Origin of the sequence: Bacillus taeanensis (assembly GCF_003318295.1) — a bacterium.
GTDB lineage: Bacteria > Bacillota > Bacilli > Bacillales > UBA6769 > Maribacillus > Maribacillus taeanensis.
This window is the reverse complement of record NZ_QOCW01000004.1, coordinates 135,423-155,539: the sequence shown is the minus strand read 5'-3', so window position 1 is coordinate 155,539 and position 20,117 is coordinate 135,423. Positions and strand designations below refer to the sequence as shown.

The 20,117-nt window shown below is 35.0% G+C and carries 20 protein-coding genes; 1 reads left to right on the top strand and 19 read right to left on the bottom strand.

Annotated features, from left to right (window positions below):
• Nucleotides 1-27 precede the first annotated feature (27 nt).
• The 5 genes from DS031_RS05965 to DS031_RS05945 form a co-directional block, all read right to left on the bottom strand.
• Nucleotides 28-1,908, bottom strand: coding sequence for an LTA synthase family protein (locus DS031_RS05965; protein WP_113805102.1), 1,881 nt, complete (start codon nucleotides 1,906-1,908; stop codon nucleotides 28-30).
• A 248-nt stretch (nucleotides 1,909-2,156) separates the two neighbouring features.
• On the bottom strand, nucleotides 2,157-3,146 hold the full coding sequence (locus DS031_RS05960) for an ROK family glucokinase (protein ID WP_113805012.1): 990 nt from the start codon (nucleotides 3,144-3,146) through the stop codon (nucleotides 2,157-2,159).
• Nucleotides 3,147-3,236: 90 nt separating this feature from the next.
• Nucleotides 3,237-3,449: a YqgQ family protein gene (locus tag DS031_RS05955; protein ID WP_245947234.1), complete on the bottom strand. Its 213-nt coding sequence runs from the start codon at nucleotides 3,447-3,449 to the stop codon at nucleotides 3,237-3,239.
• A gap of 147 nt (nucleotides 3,450-3,596) precedes the next feature.
• Nucleotides 3,597-5,060, bottom strand: a complete 1,464-nt coding sequence (locus DS031_RS05950) for a spore germination protein (protein WP_113805010.1) — start codon at nucleotides 5,058-5,060, stop codon at nucleotides 3,597-3,599.
• A gap of 123 nt (nucleotides 5,061-5,183) precedes the next feature.
• Nucleotides 5,184-6,218, bottom strand: coding sequence for a M42 family metallopeptidase (locus DS031_RS05945; RefSeq protein ID WP_113805101.1), 1,035 nt, complete (start codon nucleotides 6,216-6,218; stop codon nucleotides 5,184-5,186).
• Nucleotides 6,219-6,357: 139 nt separating this feature from the next.
• On the opposite strand from DS031_RS05945, the gene DS031_RS05940 reads away from it, so the two are divergent.
• Complete coding sequence (locus DS031_RS05940; protein WP_113805009.1) at nucleotides 6,358-7,230, top strand: hypothetical protein; 873 nt, start codon at nucleotides 6,358-6,360, stop codon at nucleotides 7,228-7,230.
• A 1-nt stretch (nucleotide 7,231) separates the two neighbouring features.
• On the opposite strand, the gene DS031_RS05935 is transcribed toward DS031_RS05940, so the two are convergent.
• From DS031_RS05935 to DS031_RS05875, 14 genes are all read right to left on the bottom strand, one after another.
• Complete coding sequence (locus DS031_RS05935; RefSeq protein ID WP_113805008.1) at nucleotides 7,232-7,951, bottom strand: HAD family hydrolase; 720 nt, start codon at nucleotides 7,949-7,951, stop codon at nucleotides 7,232-7,234.
• A 99-nt stretch (nucleotides 7,952-8,050) separates the two neighbouring features.
• On the bottom strand, nucleotides 8,051-8,224 hold the full coding sequence (locus DS031_RS23540) for a hypothetical protein (RefSeq protein ID WP_181833037.1): 174 nt from the start codon (nucleotides 8,222-8,224) through the stop codon (nucleotides 8,051-8,053).
• A gap of 62 nt (nucleotides 8,225-8,286) precedes the next feature.
• Nucleotides 8,287-9,666 carry a Na+/H+ antiporter NhaC gene (gene nhaC, locus DS031_RS05930; protein WP_113805007.1) on the bottom strand — a complete coding sequence of 460 codons (1,380 nt, stop codon included), beginning with the start codon at nucleotides 9,664-9,666 and terminating at the stop codon, nucleotides 8,287-8,289.
• A gap of 293 nt (nucleotides 9,667-9,959) precedes the next feature.
• The gene (locus tag DS031_RS05925) at nucleotides 9,960-10,982 is read right to left on the bottom strand and encodes a ThiF family adenylyltransferase (RefSeq protein ID WP_113805006.1); all 1,023 of its coding nucleotides are present in this window, start codon (nucleotides 10,980-10,982) and stop codon (nucleotides 9,960-9,962) included.
• Nucleotides 10,960-11,571, bottom strand: coding sequence for a molybdenum cofactor guanylyltransferase (locus DS031_RS05920; protein ID WP_181833036.1), 612 nt, complete (start codon nucleotides 11,569-11,571; stop codon nucleotides 10,960-10,962). Before DS031_RS05920 ends, DS031_RS05925 begins: the two co-directional genes overlap by 23 nt.
• Nucleotides 11,556-12,332 (bottom strand): DUF92 domain-containing protein, encoded by a 777-nt coding sequence (locus tag DS031_RS05915; protein ID WP_113805004.1) that lies wholly within the window; start codon nucleotides 12,330-12,332, stop codon nucleotides 11,556-11,558. The genes DS031_RS05920 and DS031_RS05915 overlap by 16 nt, the downstream gene beginning before the upstream one ends.
• Nucleotides 12,326-12,898 carry a 5-formyltetrahydrofolate cyclo-ligase gene (locus DS031_RS05910; protein ID WP_181833035.1) on the bottom strand — a complete coding sequence of 191 codons (573 nt, stop codon included), beginning with the start codon at nucleotides 12,896-12,898 and terminating at the stop codon, nucleotides 12,326-12,328. Before DS031_RS05910 ends, DS031_RS05915 begins: the two co-directional genes overlap by 7 nt.
• Nucleotides 12,899-13,016: 118 nt before the next feature.
• Complete coding sequence (gene rpmG, locus DS031_RS05905; RefSeq protein WP_113805002.1) at nucleotides 13,017-13,166, bottom strand: 50S ribosomal protein L33; 150 nt, start codon at nucleotides 13,164-13,166, stop codon at nucleotides 13,017-13,019.
• Nucleotides 13,167-13,277: 111 nt separating this feature from the next.
• Nucleotides 13,278-15,257, bottom strand: a complete 1,980-nt coding sequence (locus DS031_RS05900; protein WP_113805001.1) for a glycoside hydrolase family 15 protein — start codon at nucleotides 15,255-15,257, stop codon at nucleotides 13,278-13,280.
• Between the two features lie 333 nt (nucleotides 15,258-15,590).
• A complete protein-coding gene (phoU, locus tag DS031_RS05895) occupies nucleotides 15,591-16,250 on the bottom strand; it encodes a phosphate signaling complex protein PhoU (protein ID WP_113805000.1) in 660 nt (219 codons plus the stop codon).
• A 22-nt stretch (nucleotides 16,251-16,272) separates the two neighbouring features.
• Nucleotides 16,273-17,103 carry a phosphate ABC transporter ATP-binding protein PstB gene (pstB, locus tag DS031_RS05890; RefSeq protein ID WP_113804999.1) on the bottom strand — a complete coding sequence of 277 codons (831 nt, stop codon included), beginning with the start codon at nucleotides 17,101-17,103 and terminating at the stop codon, nucleotides 16,273-16,275.
• 24 nt (nucleotides 17,104-17,127) lie between these two features.
• Entirely contained in the window at nucleotides 17,128-18,006 is an 879-nt protein-coding gene (gene pstA / locus DS031_RS05885; RefSeq protein ID WP_113804998.1) for a phosphate ABC transporter permease PstA, read from the bottom strand.
• On the bottom strand, nucleotides 18,007-18,942 hold the full coding sequence (gene pstC, locus DS031_RS05880) for a phosphate ABC transporter permease subunit PstC (RefSeq protein WP_113804997.1): 936 nt from the start codon (nucleotides 18,940-18,942) through the stop codon (nucleotides 18,007-18,009).
• A gap of 98 nt (nucleotides 18,943-19,040) precedes the next feature.
• Entirely contained in the window at nucleotides 19,041-20,000 is a 960-nt protein-coding gene (locus DS031_RS05875; RefSeq protein WP_113804996.1) for a PstS family phosphate ABC transporter substrate-binding protein, read from the bottom strand.
• Between the last annotated feature and the right edge of the window lie 117 nt (nucleotides 20,001-20,117).

Sequence of the window (20,117 nt, the reverse complement as noted above, 5' to 3'; positions counted from 1 at the left end):
ATCATAAAAAAGCGCAGGGAATCCATGTTATTCAATTGGTTGTTCCAATTCGATATAAGACTCTTTTGATTGAGCATTAAAAAACCTTAATAAATCACCATAAATAATTTTGTCAGAATAGGCCAGCTGTGTTTTCGCTTTTTCTTGATATGGCTGGCATTTTTCGCTTTCTACTTCAATGCCGTCTGGCTTTTGGTAGCAAATATTATTTGTATAAACATACTCTTCTGTAATGAAGCTGCCATTACGTAAAACAGCAAAACTAGGACGTTCCTTAGAAAAAAGATCATTGCCAAATTCAATATTTTCTTTCGTATCAATGCCTAATAAATTTAATATAGTCGGCTTTAAGTCAATTTGCCCGCTAACTGTATCAATTACTTGGCCTTCTTGACCTGGGATATGAATAATCATTGGAACCTGCTGAAGCTGTACTGTTTCATAAGGACGAATTTCCGTTTCAAGGTACTCGCTCATCGCTTTATTATGATTTTCTGAAATCCCATAATGATCACCATACAAAATAAAGATTGAATTTTCATATAAACCTTCTTCTTTTAATTGTTCAAAAAACTTTTTAACAGCTTCATCTGTGTATCGCACCGTTGTAAAGTAACGATTTACCGTTCCATCATCAGAAGTCCATTCTGGAAGATACTCATCTTTGGCTCCAAGTGTGAATGGGAAATGATTGGTTAGTGTAATATATTTTGTATAAAAAGGCTGCGGCATCGTTTTTAAATAATCGATGGATTGTTCAAACATAAATTCATCCTTTAAACCCCAACCAATTGAATTCTCATCCGTTACTGTAAAATAACGCTGTGAAAAGAATTGATCATATCCTAACGAATCATACATCACATCGCGATTCCAAAAGCTTTTATTATTTGGATGAAAAACAGATGTATAATAGCCATTTTCATTAAGCATCTTTGGTAAGCCATTATATTGATTTTGGGAATGTGTAAAAAATACAGCCCCACTAGGAAGTGGATACAATGAATTATCTACTAAAAACTCAGAATCGGATGTTTTCCCTTGTCCTGTTTGATGATAGAAATTAGGAAAATAGTAGCTTTCTTTTATTAATTCATTTAAAAATGGTGTAATAACATGTCCGTCTACTGTATTGTTTAACACAAAGCTTTGAATAGACTCTAAAGAAATAACAAACACATTTTTACCTTCTGCTATTCCTGTAAAATTAGGGTTTGGCGCAGTTTTATTTGCATTGATATAGTTTTCAATATCAACAATTTCACTGCCATCGGCTATTGCACGCTGTGCTTTAGCCTTTGATTGCATGATCACATCATAAATATGGTAGTTATAGGTGCCGATGTTTTTAATAAGCATACTTCGATCAAAAGTTCTTGTTAAAAGCTGAGGACGTTCTGTTTCTGCTAATCCAATATTAATTGCAAATAATAGTGCTACACTTGTAAAAACGAGCGCAATTTCTTTTTTGTTTGTTTCAAAGGTTTTAAATGTAGTAAACTTCATAATAAATGCTAGTAAAAAAACATCTGCAAAAAAGATACAATCTGATAATTCAATTAACGACCAAACACTATTTCCTAAATCCCCCATATTGCTCGTTTGAAAAAGAACAGGAATGGTAATAAAATCTGTGAAGAAACGATAAAACACAATATTTGCAAATAAAACAAATGAAGCAATAAAGCTAATAATAAGAATGATTCGATTGCGGATTTTTGAAGAGAAAAATAAACTAATTCCTAAAAATAAAACAACAGAACTAAGCGGATTGATGAACAAGATAAATTCCTGCATAGCATTTTCAATTGATAGATCAAAATAAAACTTATTCACTAAATATGTTTTAAGCCATAATAAAAGTGCAGCAAGCAAGAAAACAGCATACTTTGAAAAGGTATTTTTCATCACTTTTATTACCTCCCTTAACCTTTACAAACCTGTTTTTATGTAATATTTTTATAACAATTTTATTACAAATTCTTTACATACAGCATATGATAATTGTTTTTTTTAGTTTTTGCAATAAAAAATCTGCATTTATTTTCAAATAATGACATCAGACCTACTATTTTATACTCATGATTTTCCATCTATAAATATGAAAAAGGAGCATAAGTATGCTCCTTCCTAAATATTCGTTTTATTAAATCGTATTATGAAGGTATCACTTTATCTTTTTTCGCTAACTTTGTTTTTACAAGCCAAGCTCCTCCAATAACGCCTGCATCATTTCCTAGTGTAGCAATCGCAAAGTCTGATCCTTCTGCAACGCGAGGCAGTGCATAAGTTTCAAAAGATTTTTGCAGTGGTGTTAATAATAAATTTCCTGCCTTGGAAACGCCGCCCCCGATAACAATTTTTTCTGGATTAATTGCATTGGCAAGATTTGCAATCGCTAAACCTAGATGAAAACAAATATGGTTCACAACTTCTTTTGCATAGAGATCTCCTTGCTCTACCGCATCAAATATATCTTTAGAAGTTAACTCTCCACTTTTTTGGAAAATATCAGCTAATACACTGTATGGAGCTTCTTTTATCCCGGCTGCAGCCACTCTTGCAATTCCTGTTGCTGAAGCAATTGTTTCTAAGCATCCTGTTTTTCCGCAATTACAAGGGGTGCCACCTTCTGGAAGTACTGTAATATGCCCAATCTCTCCCGCCATTCCATTTGTACCATGCAGGATTTCTCCATTGGCAACAATGCCACCTCCAACACCTGTTCCAAGTGTTACACAAAGAAGATCTTTGGCACCATCTCCAGCTCCTCGCCACATTTCGCCTAATGCTGCAATATTAGCATCATTATCAATAATAACTGGCAGACCTGTTTCTTCCTCTAAACTTTCTTTTAGCGGGTAATTTCTCCAGCCAATATTAACTGCTTGATAAATAAAGCCTGTTTCCATCTCAATAAATCCTGGTGCTCCCATTCCTATTCCTACTAACTTTTCTTTCTTTTCCCCCAGCTCTTGGAGTTGATCTTGAAGAGCTTTTGCAATATCTTTTGTAATATTTTTACCTTCGTTTGTAATATCAGTTGGAATTTCCCATTTTTCAACAATATTTCCTTTCTCTGAAATAAAGGCCATTTTAATTGTCGTTCCGCCTAAATCAACACCTACATACCACTTTTCCATCATTTCTTCCCCTTTATTTTGTAATTTTATTTTAGTGCAAACGCTTGTATCTTTATTTTAAAGGAAATCTTTTATCTTGCAAATGTTCCTCTTTTAGTTATTTTTTCTTTTCTCTTTTTCCTGCTCACTTTTTAACAGCAGCAGGGCTTGCTGAAATACTTTTACATCAATTAGTTTCGTTTGGAATAATTCCCGTAATTCTTCTTCCATTAATTCAAGGTCAGCTAATCGATTGCCTGTATAAATAATCGTCCCGAACCCTTTTAAAACTTGTTGGATATCAAATACTGTTTTTACACTCTTCACAGTCATTCACCTTTTCTAACCGTTTTCATATTTAGCAGTCCGTTTAAAATCGTTATTACATATTATAGCAACACCTTTCATATATTAAAAGGTTTTCATCTCTTACATGTTAAATATAAAAAACCGCCCAACAACCATTTTGGGCGGTTAACGATCAGGATCTTTCGGTCTAAGTATGCTGGGTCTACGGTTTTTAAGCGGAATAGGAGAACGCAGTAATACATCTCGAAATCCTCGGTGTGAAAACGGAATAAACGGCCATAGATAGGGAATATGAAAAGAAGTTAATCTTGTAAGCAGCACAATCCAAAGTACAGATCCCACCATAATACCTGGCCATGAGAACAATGCTGCTAATAGAAGAAGAACTAATCTTACAAGTCGATTCGCTAAACTAAGCTCATAAGATGGTGTAGCAAATGATCCTAATGCAGCAATAGAAAGATAAAGAATTACTTCATTTGTAAATACGCCTACCTCAACTGCAACTTGACCAATTAAAATAGCAGCAACAAGCCCAAGAGCTGTTCCTAATGAAGAAGGAATATGAATAGTCGCCATCCTTAAAATATCTAATCCTATCTCAATAATAAACAACTGAATAATTAGCGGAATAGCCCCTATTTCTTCAACACCTATAAACTCCAGCTGTGAAGGAAGCAGTTCTGGATCAGACGCTAACACATACCAAATTGGCAGCGCAAAAATTGATAAGAAAACGGCCAGAAAACGCACCAACCGTAAATAGGCGCCAACAAGCGGTTTTTGCCGATACTCTTCAACATGCTGTAAATGGTGCCAAAAAGTTGTCGGTGTAATCAAAACACTTGGTGTACCATCGGTGTAGACTAATATATGTCCTTCATATAAATGAACGGCAGCAGTATCCGGTCGTTCTGTATAACGTACTAATGGATAAGGATTCCAATGCTGACCTACCAGATATTCTTCTATCGTTTTTTCCCCCATTGGCAAACCATCTGTATCAATTTTTTCCAATGAACGCTTTATTTGGTTGACCATATCGGGATCAGCAATATCTTCAATATAACTAACACATATATCTGTTTTCGATCGCCTTCCGATTTGCATATATTCCATTCGCAATGTACGGTCCCTTACTCTTCTTCTCGTTAAGGCTGTATTAAAAATAATGGTTTCAACAAACCCATCACGTGCTCCGCGTGTGACACGTTCTAAATCTGGTTCTTCAGGTCCGCGCACTGGATATGTTCGAGCATCAATAATAATAGCTTCACTAATGCCTTCCACTACAAGAGCAGTTGGTCCGCTTAATACGGAATCAATCACTTTATCTAAGTCATTTTCCGTATCTACTTCTACATAAGGAATATGCGTTTTCATTAATTTAAAGAGCGGATCAGGGTCGAGCTGTTCAGGCTCAAGCTGTGAGAGCAGTTTCATTAAATAGTGAAGAATATCATCTTTGGCAAAGCCATCAATAAAAAACATTGCCATTTTACGTCCAGCATACACTAAATCTAATTGAATAACGTCAAAGCTTTTTTCTACTCCTAGTTCTCTATGTAAATAGTTTACATTGTCTTCAAAATTCGCACTAACAGAATGCTTTTTTTCACTTTCACTCATACCATCTTCCTCCTCCCTCTCCATCTTTAACCAAAATTATTCAGGGCATACCTTTTCAATAAAAAAACTGCGCTTGATGGCTGAAATCCACGAAGCACAGTTTTTATTTATTTTCTTAAAGGCTTATTTAGTAAAAGATGTGACGATTGGTGATTGAAGATAATGATACAATAACCACCATGTATGAGATAAAGAGTCTTGATGTGTGCGTTCATAAGCATGAGAAGCTTCAATACCTGGACCAATTAATCCATGAACAATATCATAACCGGCACGAATTGCAGCAGAAGCATCAGAACCGTAAAATGGGTAAATATCTACTTTATAATCAATGTTATGTTGATTTGCTAAGCGAACGAGATGTTTACGTAAAGCATAATGATAAGGTCCGCTTGAATCTTTTGCACAAATAGAAACAGTATATTCATCAGAAGATTGTCCATCACCAATAGCTCCCATATCAACGGCTAAGTATTCAACCGTTTCGATTGGAATATTTGAATTGCCGCCATATCCAATTTCTTCATTGTTTGAAATAAGAATATTGGTTGTATAAGGCAGGGCAACATTTTGTTCTTTCAGTGTTTTTACCAGCTGCAGCAAAATGGCAACACTTGCTTTATCATCTAAATGTCTTGATTTAATAAACCCGCTGTTTGTTATTTGTACTCGCGGATCAAACGATACAAAGTCGCCTATTCCAATTCCTAACTTTTCAACATCTTCTTTTGACTGAACTCTTTCATCAATTCTTACTTCAATATTTTTCTCATCACGCTTTGCTTCTCCAGCTTCCTTGTAAACATGAACAGAGGTTTGATGCATTAAGATGGTTCCTGAATAATGATGACCCTCACTCGTTTCAATCTGACAATACTCTCCTTCCACTGCATTCCACCGAAATCCTCCAATCATCGCAAGCTTTAAACGGCCATTTGCTTTTATTTCTTTTACCATCGCCCCTAATGTGTCTACATGGGCAGTTAGCAGACGCTGTGCTTTTTCCTCTCTTCCTTTTAACGTAATCATCAGACCGCCTTTATGATTGCGCATTGATTGTATTCCGATATTTTCCAAGTATTTCTCGACATATGTAATTACTTTATCGGTATTTCCCGAAGGACTCGGAATTTCTACAAGTTCTTTAATTAACAACATGATCTCTTCTATATTCAGCTTATTTTTCAATGCAATCAAACCTTTCTATATTGTCATAATCATTATTAACTGTACAACATAATTTTAATTTACCATTCATAAATTGAAAGTATAGGCTGTCCAGTTCGGGAGGTGAACAATGAAAAAACATATTGTGATGCTTGTTATTCTGCTTGCTCTTATTTCAATTTTGCTTCTGTGTTTTATAAAAAAAGACACAGTAAAAGAAACGATCATCTTTTTTCCACTGGATGAGACAGTTCATTTTACTAATGCTAAAACAAACTTAACACTGCTCAAACAAACAGATGAAGATGAGTATACTGTAAAATGGCTTACTTCAGCCTCATTAGCACAACCTGTCTATTTAAGACAAGACATTTCTCTTCTATATGAAGATGGCTATTTAATAGACACCTTCTCTAAATGGAAAGAAAATGCAAATGAGCTGGAACAAATAAAACGAATTAACAGTGAAGACAGCAGCCATTTTCAATCGATTAGTTTTCATCATGCTGAAATTCATTATCCAAATGATATTATTAAAAGCAGTCAAATGATGAGCTATGATGAATTGTATGTAATTGATTCACCAATGAGTCCGCTTGAGTCATTTAAGCAACCTCAAACAAAACAAGAAGAAGAATGGCAAAAAATACTTGATCATGCTAAAAACCAGCATATACAAGTGGTATGGGAAAGTCTGCTCCGCTATTATCAAATACCGATTCAAAAATATAATATGATTTCTTTAACCAACTTATATCGTTATAACACTTCGCCTCTTCCCGGCTTAACTCAACAGCAAACGAATGAAGCTTTGGGAAGGCTTTGGGAAGGGTTATACAAAAATTATTTCCTTGGTTATAAAAAACAAAACGGTCAAGTTGTTTCGCCAATTGAAAGCAGTATTCCTTTAGTATTAATTGATAAACAAGCAACCCACCTTATTGTATTATTTCAGCTTCAGGATGGAAGTAAAGTACAATTACTGCAGCATTTACAGCGTTAATTTATGATTGAATAACTGTAACAACTTGATGAAAATCTTTGCAAATGGCGTATGGTTTATAATTTGATGTTATTGTTTCGTTTCGGGTATTTAAAAAAACAGCCTCCCATCCTGCCTGCATGGCTGCTTCTACATCTAAACGCCAAGAATCCCCCACATATAAAGGAGGCTGTTTCATACTGTTGGTTGCTGCTAATTCAAATATTTTCGGATTAGGTTTTGCAATCCCGCATTCTTCAGAAATAATTAAACGATTATCAGGTAATAAATCTAATAAACCTAGTTCCCTTAATTTTTTCCGCTGCGTTTTTGAAGAACCGTTTGTAATAACACCAATTAAAATACCGTTTTTTAACAGAAACTGAAAGAGAGAGTGAACACCAGGAAAAGGTGCTGCATAATAACTAACAATGCTTTCATAACGTTGATGAAACGCATCCGCGTCTTGATCAGAGTATGGTATTTGAAATGCTTCGACTGTTTTTTTATAGCGAAGCCTTCGATATTCCAGGGCAGTTAGTATCTTTTTTTCATATAATCCCCAATATCGATCACAATTTATCTTAAATTGCTCAAACCATTTGTACGCTGTTAACTCATTATTTCGTGATTCATAATGATAAAAATAAAAATAATAACAATCAATCATCGCATCATTAAATGCTCTTTCATGATCGTATAATGTATTATCAAGGTCAAAACATATTAGCGGCCAACGCATCTTTTCCCCTCCAAAAACTTATATACTTGTTACTATTGAAACATAAAAAAAAGACCTGTTACAAACAATCATTTGCAGCAGGGCCTTTTTATTGCTTTTTTAAATTAACGATTGCATCAAACGCTCACGAATTTGCGGTACAGACATTGTTCTTGCTACTACAAATCGACGAATAACACCTATACCTAACATCTTATTCATTACTCGATAACGGTTTTGATAACCAAGGAAAAATAATAAAACAGCGAGTAGAATTAGCCATAAATTTTTCACCATATTTCCCTCCCTGTTACTACTTTTTGCAAAAAATGAACGCTTTATCCGTTTGAAACACTTTATTGTTTAGTGGAAGCGTTCGGAACACCAATTCCTAAATACCCTAATAAAATCGTCATGATTGGTGATAAATACAAAAAGAATACATAAGGTAAATAGTCAATAACCGCAATGCCTAACGTACTGGCAAAAAATGCTCCGCTTACTCCCCAAGGAATAAGAGGATTAACTAATGTACCTGCATCTTCAAGCGTACGCGATAAATTTTTTAAGTGAAGCTGCTGCTTTTCAAAAAATGGCTTAAATGTTTGGCCAGGTAAAAGAATAGACAAATATTGTTCTCCTGTTAACAAGTTTACCCCAATCGAGGAGAAAGCAGTTAAAGAAATAAGATGTCCTCTTTTTTGAAGCTTTGCTGTTAATCCTTTAATAAGAACATCAATTAAACCGATTTCACGAATGACTCCTCCTAATCCAAGAGCAATCATTATTAAAGATATAGACCACATCATTGACTGTAAACCACCTCGGGATACAATTCCATCAACTAATGAATTTCCGCTTTCTAAGACAAAACCATGCTGCAGCACATTAAAAATGTCAGTTAAAATAATGTTATTTTGCATAATAAAAGCGGTAACGATTCCCGAAAACAATCCAAAAATTAATGTAGGAATAGTCGGAAAGCGGCGCATTGCTAAAAACACGACTAATAATGGTGATAACAATGTGAATAAGCTTATATTAAAAGACGTTTGTAAAATATTTTTAGCGTAATCAATGTCTTGTAAATTTTGTGTGGATTCAAAATGCTGACCAAGCAACACAAATATAAGAATGGTTACAAGTAAACTAGGCAAGGTTGTCCACAGCATATGACGAATATGTAAAAACAAATCGACTTCTGCAATACCTGGAGCAAAATTTGTTGTATCAGACAAGGGAGACATTTTGTCACCAAAACAAGCTCCGCAAATAACAGCACCAGCGGCAAGACCAGGATGAACTCCTAATCCTATCCCAATTCCCATTAAAGCCACTCCCACTGTACCAATTGTTGTAAATGAACTTCCAGTAAATGTTGAAACAATAATGGCAATAAATAATGCACTTAACGTATACCATTCCGGAGAAATCACCTGAAAACCGTAATACAATAATGTAGGTACCGTACCGCTCATCATCCATATCCCAATTAACATTCCCACAAGAGATAAAATAAGAATTGGTTTTATTCCAATTGCAATTCCATTTATGATTCCTTTCTCTAGAACAGCCCATTCAAAACCTGAAAATCTTGCCAACAATACGACTAATAATAAACAGCTAAACAAAGGAATATGAGGCTCTACTTTTAAAAAGATCATACTGTAAAAAATAATTCCCATCATGCCTATAAAAAATAATAATGTTGTTGTTAAGTTTAATTCTTTCTTCATGCTCTCTATGCCATCCCTTCAATCATTTCAGCCACTTTATAATTACAATATTCTTCCGTAACTCTTAAACTACTAGATTTAAACAGGTTCTTAGAACATATTGTAAACCATCTTTCAAAATAAATTATTATTACCATAAACTTTTACTTCAACGCTTTTTTGCGTTGAAGCATTAATCCGTTTAATAGTTTAGCTGATAAATTCGTACTCGTCAATTATTTTAATATAATAAAACTTTTCTAAAAAATCAAAATAAACATTATAAAGCCAGAAGAGGAGGCCCTCTTCTGGCTTTATAAACCAATATATCTTGCATATAAAGATTTTGCTCTTACTATATCTTCCGTCCCTTGGACAAGTGTTCTTCCATCAGGAAAAAGAACGAGCCTTTCTCCTTCAGAAAGTTCTACCCGCAGTAAAAATGGTGTTCGCTTTACTTGAGCTACTTTGGATAATCGTTTCTCCCACTCATCTAATGATAAATGACCCCTTACTTTAATTTGCACAGTTTCACGTCCACAAAGTGATGTCACATTATCTTCTGGTTGACGCTTTAAAGCGGGATATTCTTCTTGTTGACATGTCGGACAATCTTTTTTTGGTTGATTAAACTTCATTTCATAGGTTCGATTTTGCCATATATCAATTGTTAATAAACTTTTTCGTTGGCGGGAATCATTTACTAAATATTTTAATGCTTCCACCACTTGATAGGAAGCAACAATATCAACAATAGGCGAAATAACTCCAACAGTATCACATGTTTGTGTTGTACTGCCATTGTCAGTAATAAAGCAGCGTAAACACGGTGTCTCACCAGGAATAAATAAAGCGCTCATTCCTCTTGAACTAACTGCACCTCCGTATACAAAAGGAATCCCTTTTTTAAAACAAGCATCGTTCATTAGAAAGCGTGTAGAAAAGTTATCTGTGCCATCAATGACAAGATCCATTCCATCAAGAAGCTCGTCAATATTTTCTAAAGTAACATCTGCTACAATTCCTTCTATTTTTATAGATGAATTCATTTTTTTAAGTTTTTGTTCTGCCGCTACAGCTTTTGGTAAAGAAGCCTTTACATCATCTTCATCAAATAACATTTGCCGCTGTAAATTACTTTTTTCTACATAATCACGATCAGCAAATCTTACATGTCCAACGCCAGCTCGAACAAGGTGATTACTAATCGCTGTTCCTAAAGCGCCCATACCAACAATTAATACTCTTTTCCCCGCTAATCTTTTTTGTCCTTCTTCTCCAATTGGCTGAAACAACATTTGTCTTGAATAACGCTCATATTGATTTGTCACCAGCATATCCCCCTATTTCCTTATACTCTTTTTGTGTGTTAATATTTTGAAATTGTTCTGCGTTACAACCTAAGTCTTTTTCAGTTACATATTTTACTGTTATCTTATCAAGAAGTCTCTTCATTGCATATGTTTCAGCTTCAAGGAGGACTTCAATCTCGTTTAAACAGCGTCTATGATAAGCAGCAACAAGCGGCTGAATTTGCCCCTTTATAATAGGCACAATCCCATCTACTTCTCTCTCGGTTTCAATAAGTTCAACAAGCTTTTCAATCACCTTTTCTGAAAGAAGCGGCATATCACAAGGTAAAACAATATACCATGAGGCTTGAACAGTCTTCATCGCTGAATAAATTCCAGCGAGCGGTCCTTTTCCTTTAACCTTACCCTCATCTTCTATTACCGACAAGTGCTTTGGAAAACGGCCTCTTAATGATTCATGGCTTACAATGATAGGATGATGAACATAGCTAGAAAGAACTGACAGGGCACGCTCATAAAAATATTGACTATTGTAAACGGCAAATGCTTTAGGTGTTTGAAAACGCACTGATTTTCCTCCAGACAAAATGACACCGATTACCCTATTATCCAAATAACCCCACCCCCTAATAATGCAGCCATAACCGTAGAAAGAAAATTCACGCTATCATTGCTGCAAAAAGATAAACCTTTATAATACTCTGTTGTTTTATGACAATGTTCTAATTTTTCTGTTTCTTCTCCGCAAACAGTACACTGATAAGAAACTTGGACTGTCGCTCCTAAAAATGTATCAATAAAATTCCCAATAAATCCAATCAATGCAAATAACACTGCATACTCCATTTCAATCCTAAAGATGAATCCAGCCAAAAAAGCAATAAAACAGGAGCCCACTAACGCAGCAAAAGTCCCTAATCCAGATATTGCTCCTGATGTGCCGGACATAACCCTTTTAAATCGCGTAATATGAAAAGGAGCATTTCTTCCTAATGGACCAATTTCAGAAGCCCACGTATCAGCATTTGCTTCAGCTAATGTGCAAATAAAGGCACCAATCCACAGAGGTGATGGCCATATGAAACAGCAGACAGCGGCTAACGCAGCCGCCCCCCCATTAGCAAATACTTGCACGATATCACGCCTTGATCCTTTTTTTGTAACTTGTCTTGTTTTCTTTTTTTTCAGCATGCTCCATGCACTCGAACTTATAAAAAAGGCAAGTAAAAGAACTAATCCCTCTCCTTTAAAACCTAAAGTAACCATGGTGCCTACGATAAAGGCACCAACAGAACCAGAAACGGTTAAGGCTCTAATATAATACCCTCCAATGGCTAATAAAAAAATAAGACAAAGAAAGATAAATATTAACATTTTATTTTATATATCTTTTCTTCTGTAATAATTTCTTGAACTGGTAAATCAAATGGCTCTCGCGGTAATGTGTCAATGATTTGACATTCAAATGCAAGCGCAATGGTTTTATTTGTATATGTACTTAAATAGCGATCATAATACCCTCCACCATAACCAATACGATAGCCATTCTTATCAAATAGAAGGCCAGGCACAATTAATAAATCAACTTCATGAGGGCTTACAGCTTTCGTCTTTAACAAAGAAGGTTCTTTAAGATCCATATAAACAACTTCTAATTGTTCAAAGGATGTAAATAATCGAAAATCCAACCGGTTATCTTCTACCATACACCTTGGAACTGTGGTATTTTTTTCTTGTTTCCAAGCTTGCTCAATAATATGAATCGTATCTACTTCTCTTTGTCTTGAAACGGTTATTCCAACTGTATTTGCTTCTTTCCATGCCGAATGATTAAAGAGTTTTTTTGCAGCTTGGGCAGAACGCTCTTGATATTCTTGATCTGTCATTTGAGATAACCTTTTTTTTACCATACTTCTTAATTGTTTTTTCTCCATTTTCATACACATTCTCCTCTATTGTAAAGTAGAGCAAAACTTTCTTCATATTTTAACAAATGATTTTATTTTTGACGATGCTGTCAGTGAAATAAAAAAAACAGTAGGAATAAATTCCTACTGTTTACTTTGTTTCACGATGTAAAGTATATCTTTTTAATCGTGGGCTGTATTTTTTAAGCTCAAGACGGTCAGGGTTGTTACGCTTATTTTTCTTAGTAATATAGTTGCGGTCACCTGTTTCAGTACAAGCTAATGTAACGTTTACACGCATGTTGTTCCCTCCATTCCAAAATGCAATTATAATTCTTGAGATTACTATAGATCTTTATAAGAATCATACTTTTAAATAATAGCAAATTATTAAAAGACCTTCAAGTGTTGTTTATGATTGTTTTAATGCAAATAGTTGGTAAGCCTTTAAATAATCTTGAACCACATCAACATATGTTGCATGAGACCAAGTTAACGGTGCAACTGAGAGAGGTTCACCTGTATAGGGATGAATTTGTTCAGGAAGTACTCCACTTGAGAAAGCTTGTTTTTCAATCCATTGAAAAATCGAATAAGCCTCTTTTAAATCTTCGAGATTTTTAGATTTCTTTATTTTCCACTTTGCCAGCCAAAGCGTACAAATTAGCCACGGATTTCCTGGCGCCTCAGTCAAGTTTTGGGTTTGTTGAAAATAATAATCATTAAAATAACGTGCAATACCTCCAACTGGGGTTTTTATAGATAACTCCTTTTCAATGATTTCCATTGTACGAATAATGCGCGGATCATCTGCTTCAAACACATCAAATGCAAATAAACCGTACATACTGCTTTCAATTGTAAAATCTTTAATCATTTTACTTGATTCTTCATTATAATAAATGCCTCGAATAAATCTTCCAATTTCTTCATCATATAAATATGTTTCAATTCCAACCTTAATCTTTTCAGCTGCTTTTAAAAATTTGTCGCTTAATTCATCTTCTCCAAACATATTTGCAAAATGGTGTGCTGCCATCAATCCACCATATACAGTACTAGCAGTAAAACTAAACACTCCTCTGCGTTCTTCCCATAAATCATAAGATGGTAACGGCAAATCTCTTTTTTCATCGATATAGCTCATTAAAAACTTTCCGCTGGGCTTTACAAGTGAGCGATATAGAGAGTGAGCAAACTCAATATCTCCTGTTTCTAAATAATGCTGCCAAAATGCCCAAATAACAAGTGCTGTCTCATCCTCCTGAATAGGCAATATTTCTTTTCCATGCTGATCAATAAAAGGATGCCAACTCGAACCAATTGAGCCATCAGGATTATATTTGTGATAAAAGTACCCTTCACTTGATAATAATTTTTCACAGCGGCGATAGAAATTGGCAACCATTCCATGAAAGCCTGCTTTTGCTACTGCTGCTGCAATTAACGCGCCATCTCGCGGCCACAAATAACTGTAGTGATCACGATTAAATTGTAAAATATCAGAATCATTTGCAGCAATAATGGTACCATTCACATTTGTTTGTGTACGAATAATTAATAAACACCTTTTATACAGATTAATCATACTTTCCGTTAAATCACTTTGCGGAATATCTGTTTTGTTTACCCACCTTATCCAATAAAGCTTCATTCTTTCAAGGGCTAACTCTGGTCCTGTTTCATGAACATATTCATTTAGACTTTCTACTTCATGTTTTGTTTTACCAACTGTCATCCAATAGTAAGCTGATTTTTCTTCCTGCGCATCCACTACAGCTTCTAAAGAAAATGTACTGTCAACAGATCCTTGGCTAATTGGATGAAAATGCAGTTGACCGTCTTCTGCATCCCGCCATGTCCCTTCTGCTGATTGAAAGCGTTTTACGCCGGTTGTATACTGAACAATACTTTTTTTATTGAAAAGACCGTTAAATAAAAAATAACGATTTCTCTTATAATGAACCATTGCTTGGTTTTTTGGAGCAAAGTATGCCGTATCACCTACTTCTGATTCATAGATTGTTAAATCATGATGAAAAAACAAACGAACTTTTCGTGCCTTTTGCTCATGATTTTTAACCGTAAACTTCCGAAGCAAAATCATTTCTTGCTGATGAACACCTTCTTCTACAATTAATGTAACGTTTAACCTTTTATTATAGGCTTTGCTGCATGTAACAAGAGCATCTGTATGGTAATTAAGATCAATTTGCCAATCTCCTGATTGAAGCCATGAAAAGACTCCATCTATCCATACCCCAATTCGGTTTGGGTGACCTTGAACATGATTTTGCTGACCTACGAATGGAAAATAAATATCTCGTATTTGCAGGTGTTTATCAAGGTTTACAAGAAGCTGTCCATTCCCAATCACTAATTCTCTAGGCATAGTTTACTTCCTTGTTCATTACTATTAATAAATTCATACTTTTCTGAAGGTCTTTTTGTCTCAAATCGTTTTTATGAAATAATTTTTTCATCCCTTTATCCCTCCTGCATATACTCATAAAATTTAACAAGAGAAAAACTTAGCTGCTATTATTACACTACTCCCATCTGTAACAGTTCAGAACGCAATCATGTAAAAAAGCTTTCATCACCATTTCTTGTTCCACTCTCAATAATATAAGTATGATTAGGTTGTAAATGTTCTATACAATCATTATTCTGTTCTATTATATGAAAAGCCCTAACGATAGTGATATCGTTAGGGCTTCCTGTACTATGAGTTTAAATCATAATATTTTCCTTTTACTAAATAAATGACACTTTCAGAAATATTTGTTGCATGATCAGCTGCTCGCTCAATAAAACGGCAAATAAATGTCAGCTGAGTAATTTGTGCAATCCACTCAGGATTATTTGTAACAATTTCTAAAAGTTCTTTAATTAATTTACCGTACTTTTGGTCAACTTCGTCATCACTGTCAGCAATATTTTTTGCCGCTACAACATCTTCATCATAAAACGCCTGCAGTACATCTTTAATCATTCCTCTAGCTGTTTCAGCCATTTTTGGAATTTCTTCAATCGGTTTAACAAACGGTTCTTCCCCGATACGAATAATAGATTTCGCAATATTTACGGCTAAATCTCCAATTCGCTCAAGATCTGTAGAGATTTTTAAGGCAACGATTAAGCGGCGTAAATCTGTTGCAACAGGCTGCTGTTTTGCAATCATTAAAATAACTTTATCATTAATATCTGATTCTAAATTGTTAATTTTATAATCATTCTCGATGATTTGCAGAGCTTTTTCTACATCTTGATTTTTTAAAGCTATAATTGATTGTTTTAACGCATTTTGAGCTAAATTTCCTAATTCTAATAACTCATCTTTTAATTCTTTAAGCTGTGCATCAAAGTTTTCCCGAACTGACATATACAATCACTCCAATTAAAGTTTAACCAAATCTTCCTGTAATATAATCTTCTGTTCGTTTATCTGAAGGATTTGAGAACAGCTTATTAGTATCATCAAATTCAATAATCTCACCGTTTAAGAAGAAAGCTGTCTTATCAGAGATCCGTGCTGCCTGCTGCATGTTATGCGTAACAATTACAATGCTAAATTCTTTCTTTAATTCTTGAACAAGCTCTTCAATCTTTAAAGTAGAGATTGGATCTAGAGCTGATGTTGGTTCATCCATTAAAATAACATCTGGTTCAATAGCAAGGCAGCGCGCTAAGCAAATACGCTGCTGCTGACCGCCTGATAAACCAAACGCATTTTCATGAAGACGATCTTTTACTTCATCCCAAATCGCAGCTCCACGCAAACTTTTTTCCACAATCTCATCAAGAACTTTTTTATTTCGAATCCCATGAATTTTAGGACCGTAAACAATATTTTCATAAATTGATTTAGGAAATGGGTTTGGCTTTTGGAATACCATTCCTACTTTTGTACGTAGTTCTTCCACACGAAATTTCGAATCAAAGATATTTTTGCCGCTATATAATATTTCCCCAGATGTGCGTACAATTGGTACCATTTCTACCATTCGATTTAATGTTTTAATAAACGTTGATTTTCCGCACCCTGATGGCCCAATGATAGCCGTTACCTGTTTCTCAGGAATTTCAAAGTTAATTTCCTTTAATGCCTGATCTTCCCCATACCATAAATTAAGATTTTTAACACTAAAAACAGATGGAATCTCTTTTTTAGATTCATTACTTGTTGAATTATTTTTCTTTTCTTTTTTTTCATTCATCACTGATTGCATATCCATTCACCTCATTTTTAAAGCTTCAAATTAGTAACGCTTCTGAAACTTATTTCGAATTAACACCGCGATAGAGTTCATAATTAATAATAATAAAAGCAATACAAGAATACCAGCGGCAGCCACTTCATGGAATTCTACCTGTGGTCTGCTTGCCCAGTTATAAATTTGAATTGGCATGACTGTAAAGGATGATAATAGACTATCTGGTACAAATGCTACAAAGGCCGCAGCTCCTACTACAATTAATGGAGCTGTTTCCCCAACAGCACGAGACAGTGCTAAAATACTTCCTGTTAAGATGCCCGGAATTGCAGCCGGCAGTACAACACGGCGAATTGTTTGCCATTTTGTAGCCCCCATTCCATAGGATGCTTCATAAAGATGTTTTGGCACGGCTCTTATTGCTTCTTGTGCAGCTACAACGATAACAGGAAGAATTAATAAACTCATCGTTAATCCACCTGCAAGCACGCTTCGCTCTAAGTCCATTAAACGAACAAATACTGTTAATCCTAATAACCCAAATACAATAGATGGTACACCAGCTAAGTTTGCAATATTAATTTGAATGAAACGTGTAAATCCATTTTTCTTTGCATATTCTTCAAGATAAATCGCACAACCAACTCCTAAGATTAATGATACAGGAGCGGTTACAGCCATTAACCAAAGTGTCCCAAAGAGAGCTGCTTTAATGCCTGCACGCTCTGGTCTTCTTGATGCAAAGTTATTAAAGAAATCCCAATCTACATAGCCAATTCCTTGAGTGAACATCCGATATAAAAGAACAGCAAGCACCACTAGTCCAAACAATGTGGCAGAGAGGAATAAACCTTTCAGCAAATTGTTTACGATTAATCGTTTTCCCATTGTGCGCTGTACAATTTTTGTATCAATTAGTTTCATTTAATATTCCTCCCTGAAACGTCGAGAAATATACTGGGCAATCAGGTTCATAATTAATGTAAAAATGAACAAAGTCATTGCTACAGCATAAATACTATAATAAATTGTAGTACCAAAGCCAATATCTCCTAAACTTACCTGAACAATGTATGCTGTCATTGTTTGAATAGACTCTGTTACATCTAATGTTAATTTTGGTGTCGCTCCACCTGCTAATGTTACAATCATTGTTTCCCCAATTGCACGAGAAATTGCTAGTACGAAAGAAGCAATAATTCCTGATAAAGCAGCAGGAAGAACAACTTTTGTAGCGACTTCAAAACGAGTAGCACCTAAACCAAATGCCCCTTCTCGCATTGCGTTTGGCACTGAACTCATTGCATCTTCAGACAATGAAGCGATCATTGGAATAATCATAATTCCAACTACAATACCTGGACTAAGCGCATTAAAAATAGACATGTCAGGAATAATTTTTTGAAGCATCGGCGTAACAAACGTTAAAGCAAAGAATCCATAAACGATGGTAGGAATACCTGCAAGTACTTCTAGAATCGGTTTAATAAATCTTCTTGTTTTATCAGAAGCATACTCACTCAAATAAATGGCAGATGCTAATCCAATTGGAATAGCTACCATCATAGCAATTACTGCTATTAAAAGCGTTCCTGAAATTAATGATAAAATTCCATAGCTTGCATTTGCTTCCACAAATGGATACCATTTTTTATCAGTTAAAAATTGAATAATTGAAACTCTTTGAAAAAAAGTAATCGTTTCTACAATTAATGTAAACACAATTCCTATTGTTGTTAAAATCGAAATTACTGCACATAAAAATAAAAATGCTGGTACTAACTTTTCAACCAGTCCTTGTATATTTTTTTGTTTGGCTTTGTTTTGTTCAATCATTTCTCTAACAGAACTTGATGCCATTATAGTTCCCCCTTCAATCACATACAGAAACAGGCTAAAAGTGAGAGGATGTTACGCTCCTCTCACTTAGCCCCTACATGAGTTATAACATAAGAATATTATTCACCAGCAATTTCAGCTAATTTATCTAATTGCTCTTGATATTTTTCTTCAGGTAATGCAACATATCCAACTTCTTCTGCAAGTGGTCCAGCATTTTCTAAAACGAATTGTGCATAATCATAAGCTGCTGCATCTGTTAATGCCTCATGTTTAGCATAAGTAAATAATGGACGAGAAAGTGGTGCATACTCACCAGATTGAATTGTATCAAAATCAGGTGTTACCGCTTCATTTGTGTCAGGATTTACAATTGGAGCAACTTTAAGTTTATCTTGATTTTCTAAGTAGTAAGCATAACCAAAGAATCCAATTCCATTTTTAGAACCTGATACACCAGTTACAAGTACATTATCATCTTCAGATGTTTGAGCATCTTGGCGAATTCCGCTTTCTTCTAAAATTTCTTCGTTAAAGTAGTCATATGTTCCTGAACCAGTTCCCGGAGCAAAAAATTCAATTTCTTCTTCAGGCCAGCCTTCACGTACATCTGCCCAAGTTTTTACTTCAGAACCCATTGCAAACATTTTATTTAATTCTTCTACAGTAAGTTGATCCACCCAAGTATTTTCAGGGTTAAGTACAACTGATAAACCGTCATAAGCAAGTGTAAATTCAGTATACTCAATGCCAGCTTCTTCTAATGCTGCTGCTTCTTCTTCTTTAATTGGACGAGAAGCATCACTGAAATGTGTTTCACCAGCAGCAAACTTATCAAAACCATTACCTGTACCAGAACCACCAACTGTTACGCGAACTTCAGGATTTTCCATTTGATATTCTTCAGCAAGTGCTTCCATGATTGGAAGTACTGTAGATGATCCATCGATAGCTACTTCACCACTCAACGATTCTCCAGCTTCCCCAGTTTCTCCAGCTTCTTCTTCGTTGCCACCACATGCTGCTAAAGTAAGCAGTGCAGCCATAGCTAAAAATAACATCCATTTTTTCAAATTCATTTAAAAGTCCTCCCTTTTCTCTTTCCATAATAATTGGCATATCTCTTTCTGTTCTGCTGCTTGTACAAGTACGAATTACATTCCCCTAAAACTACTTTCAGTATGCTTTCTGTCTTG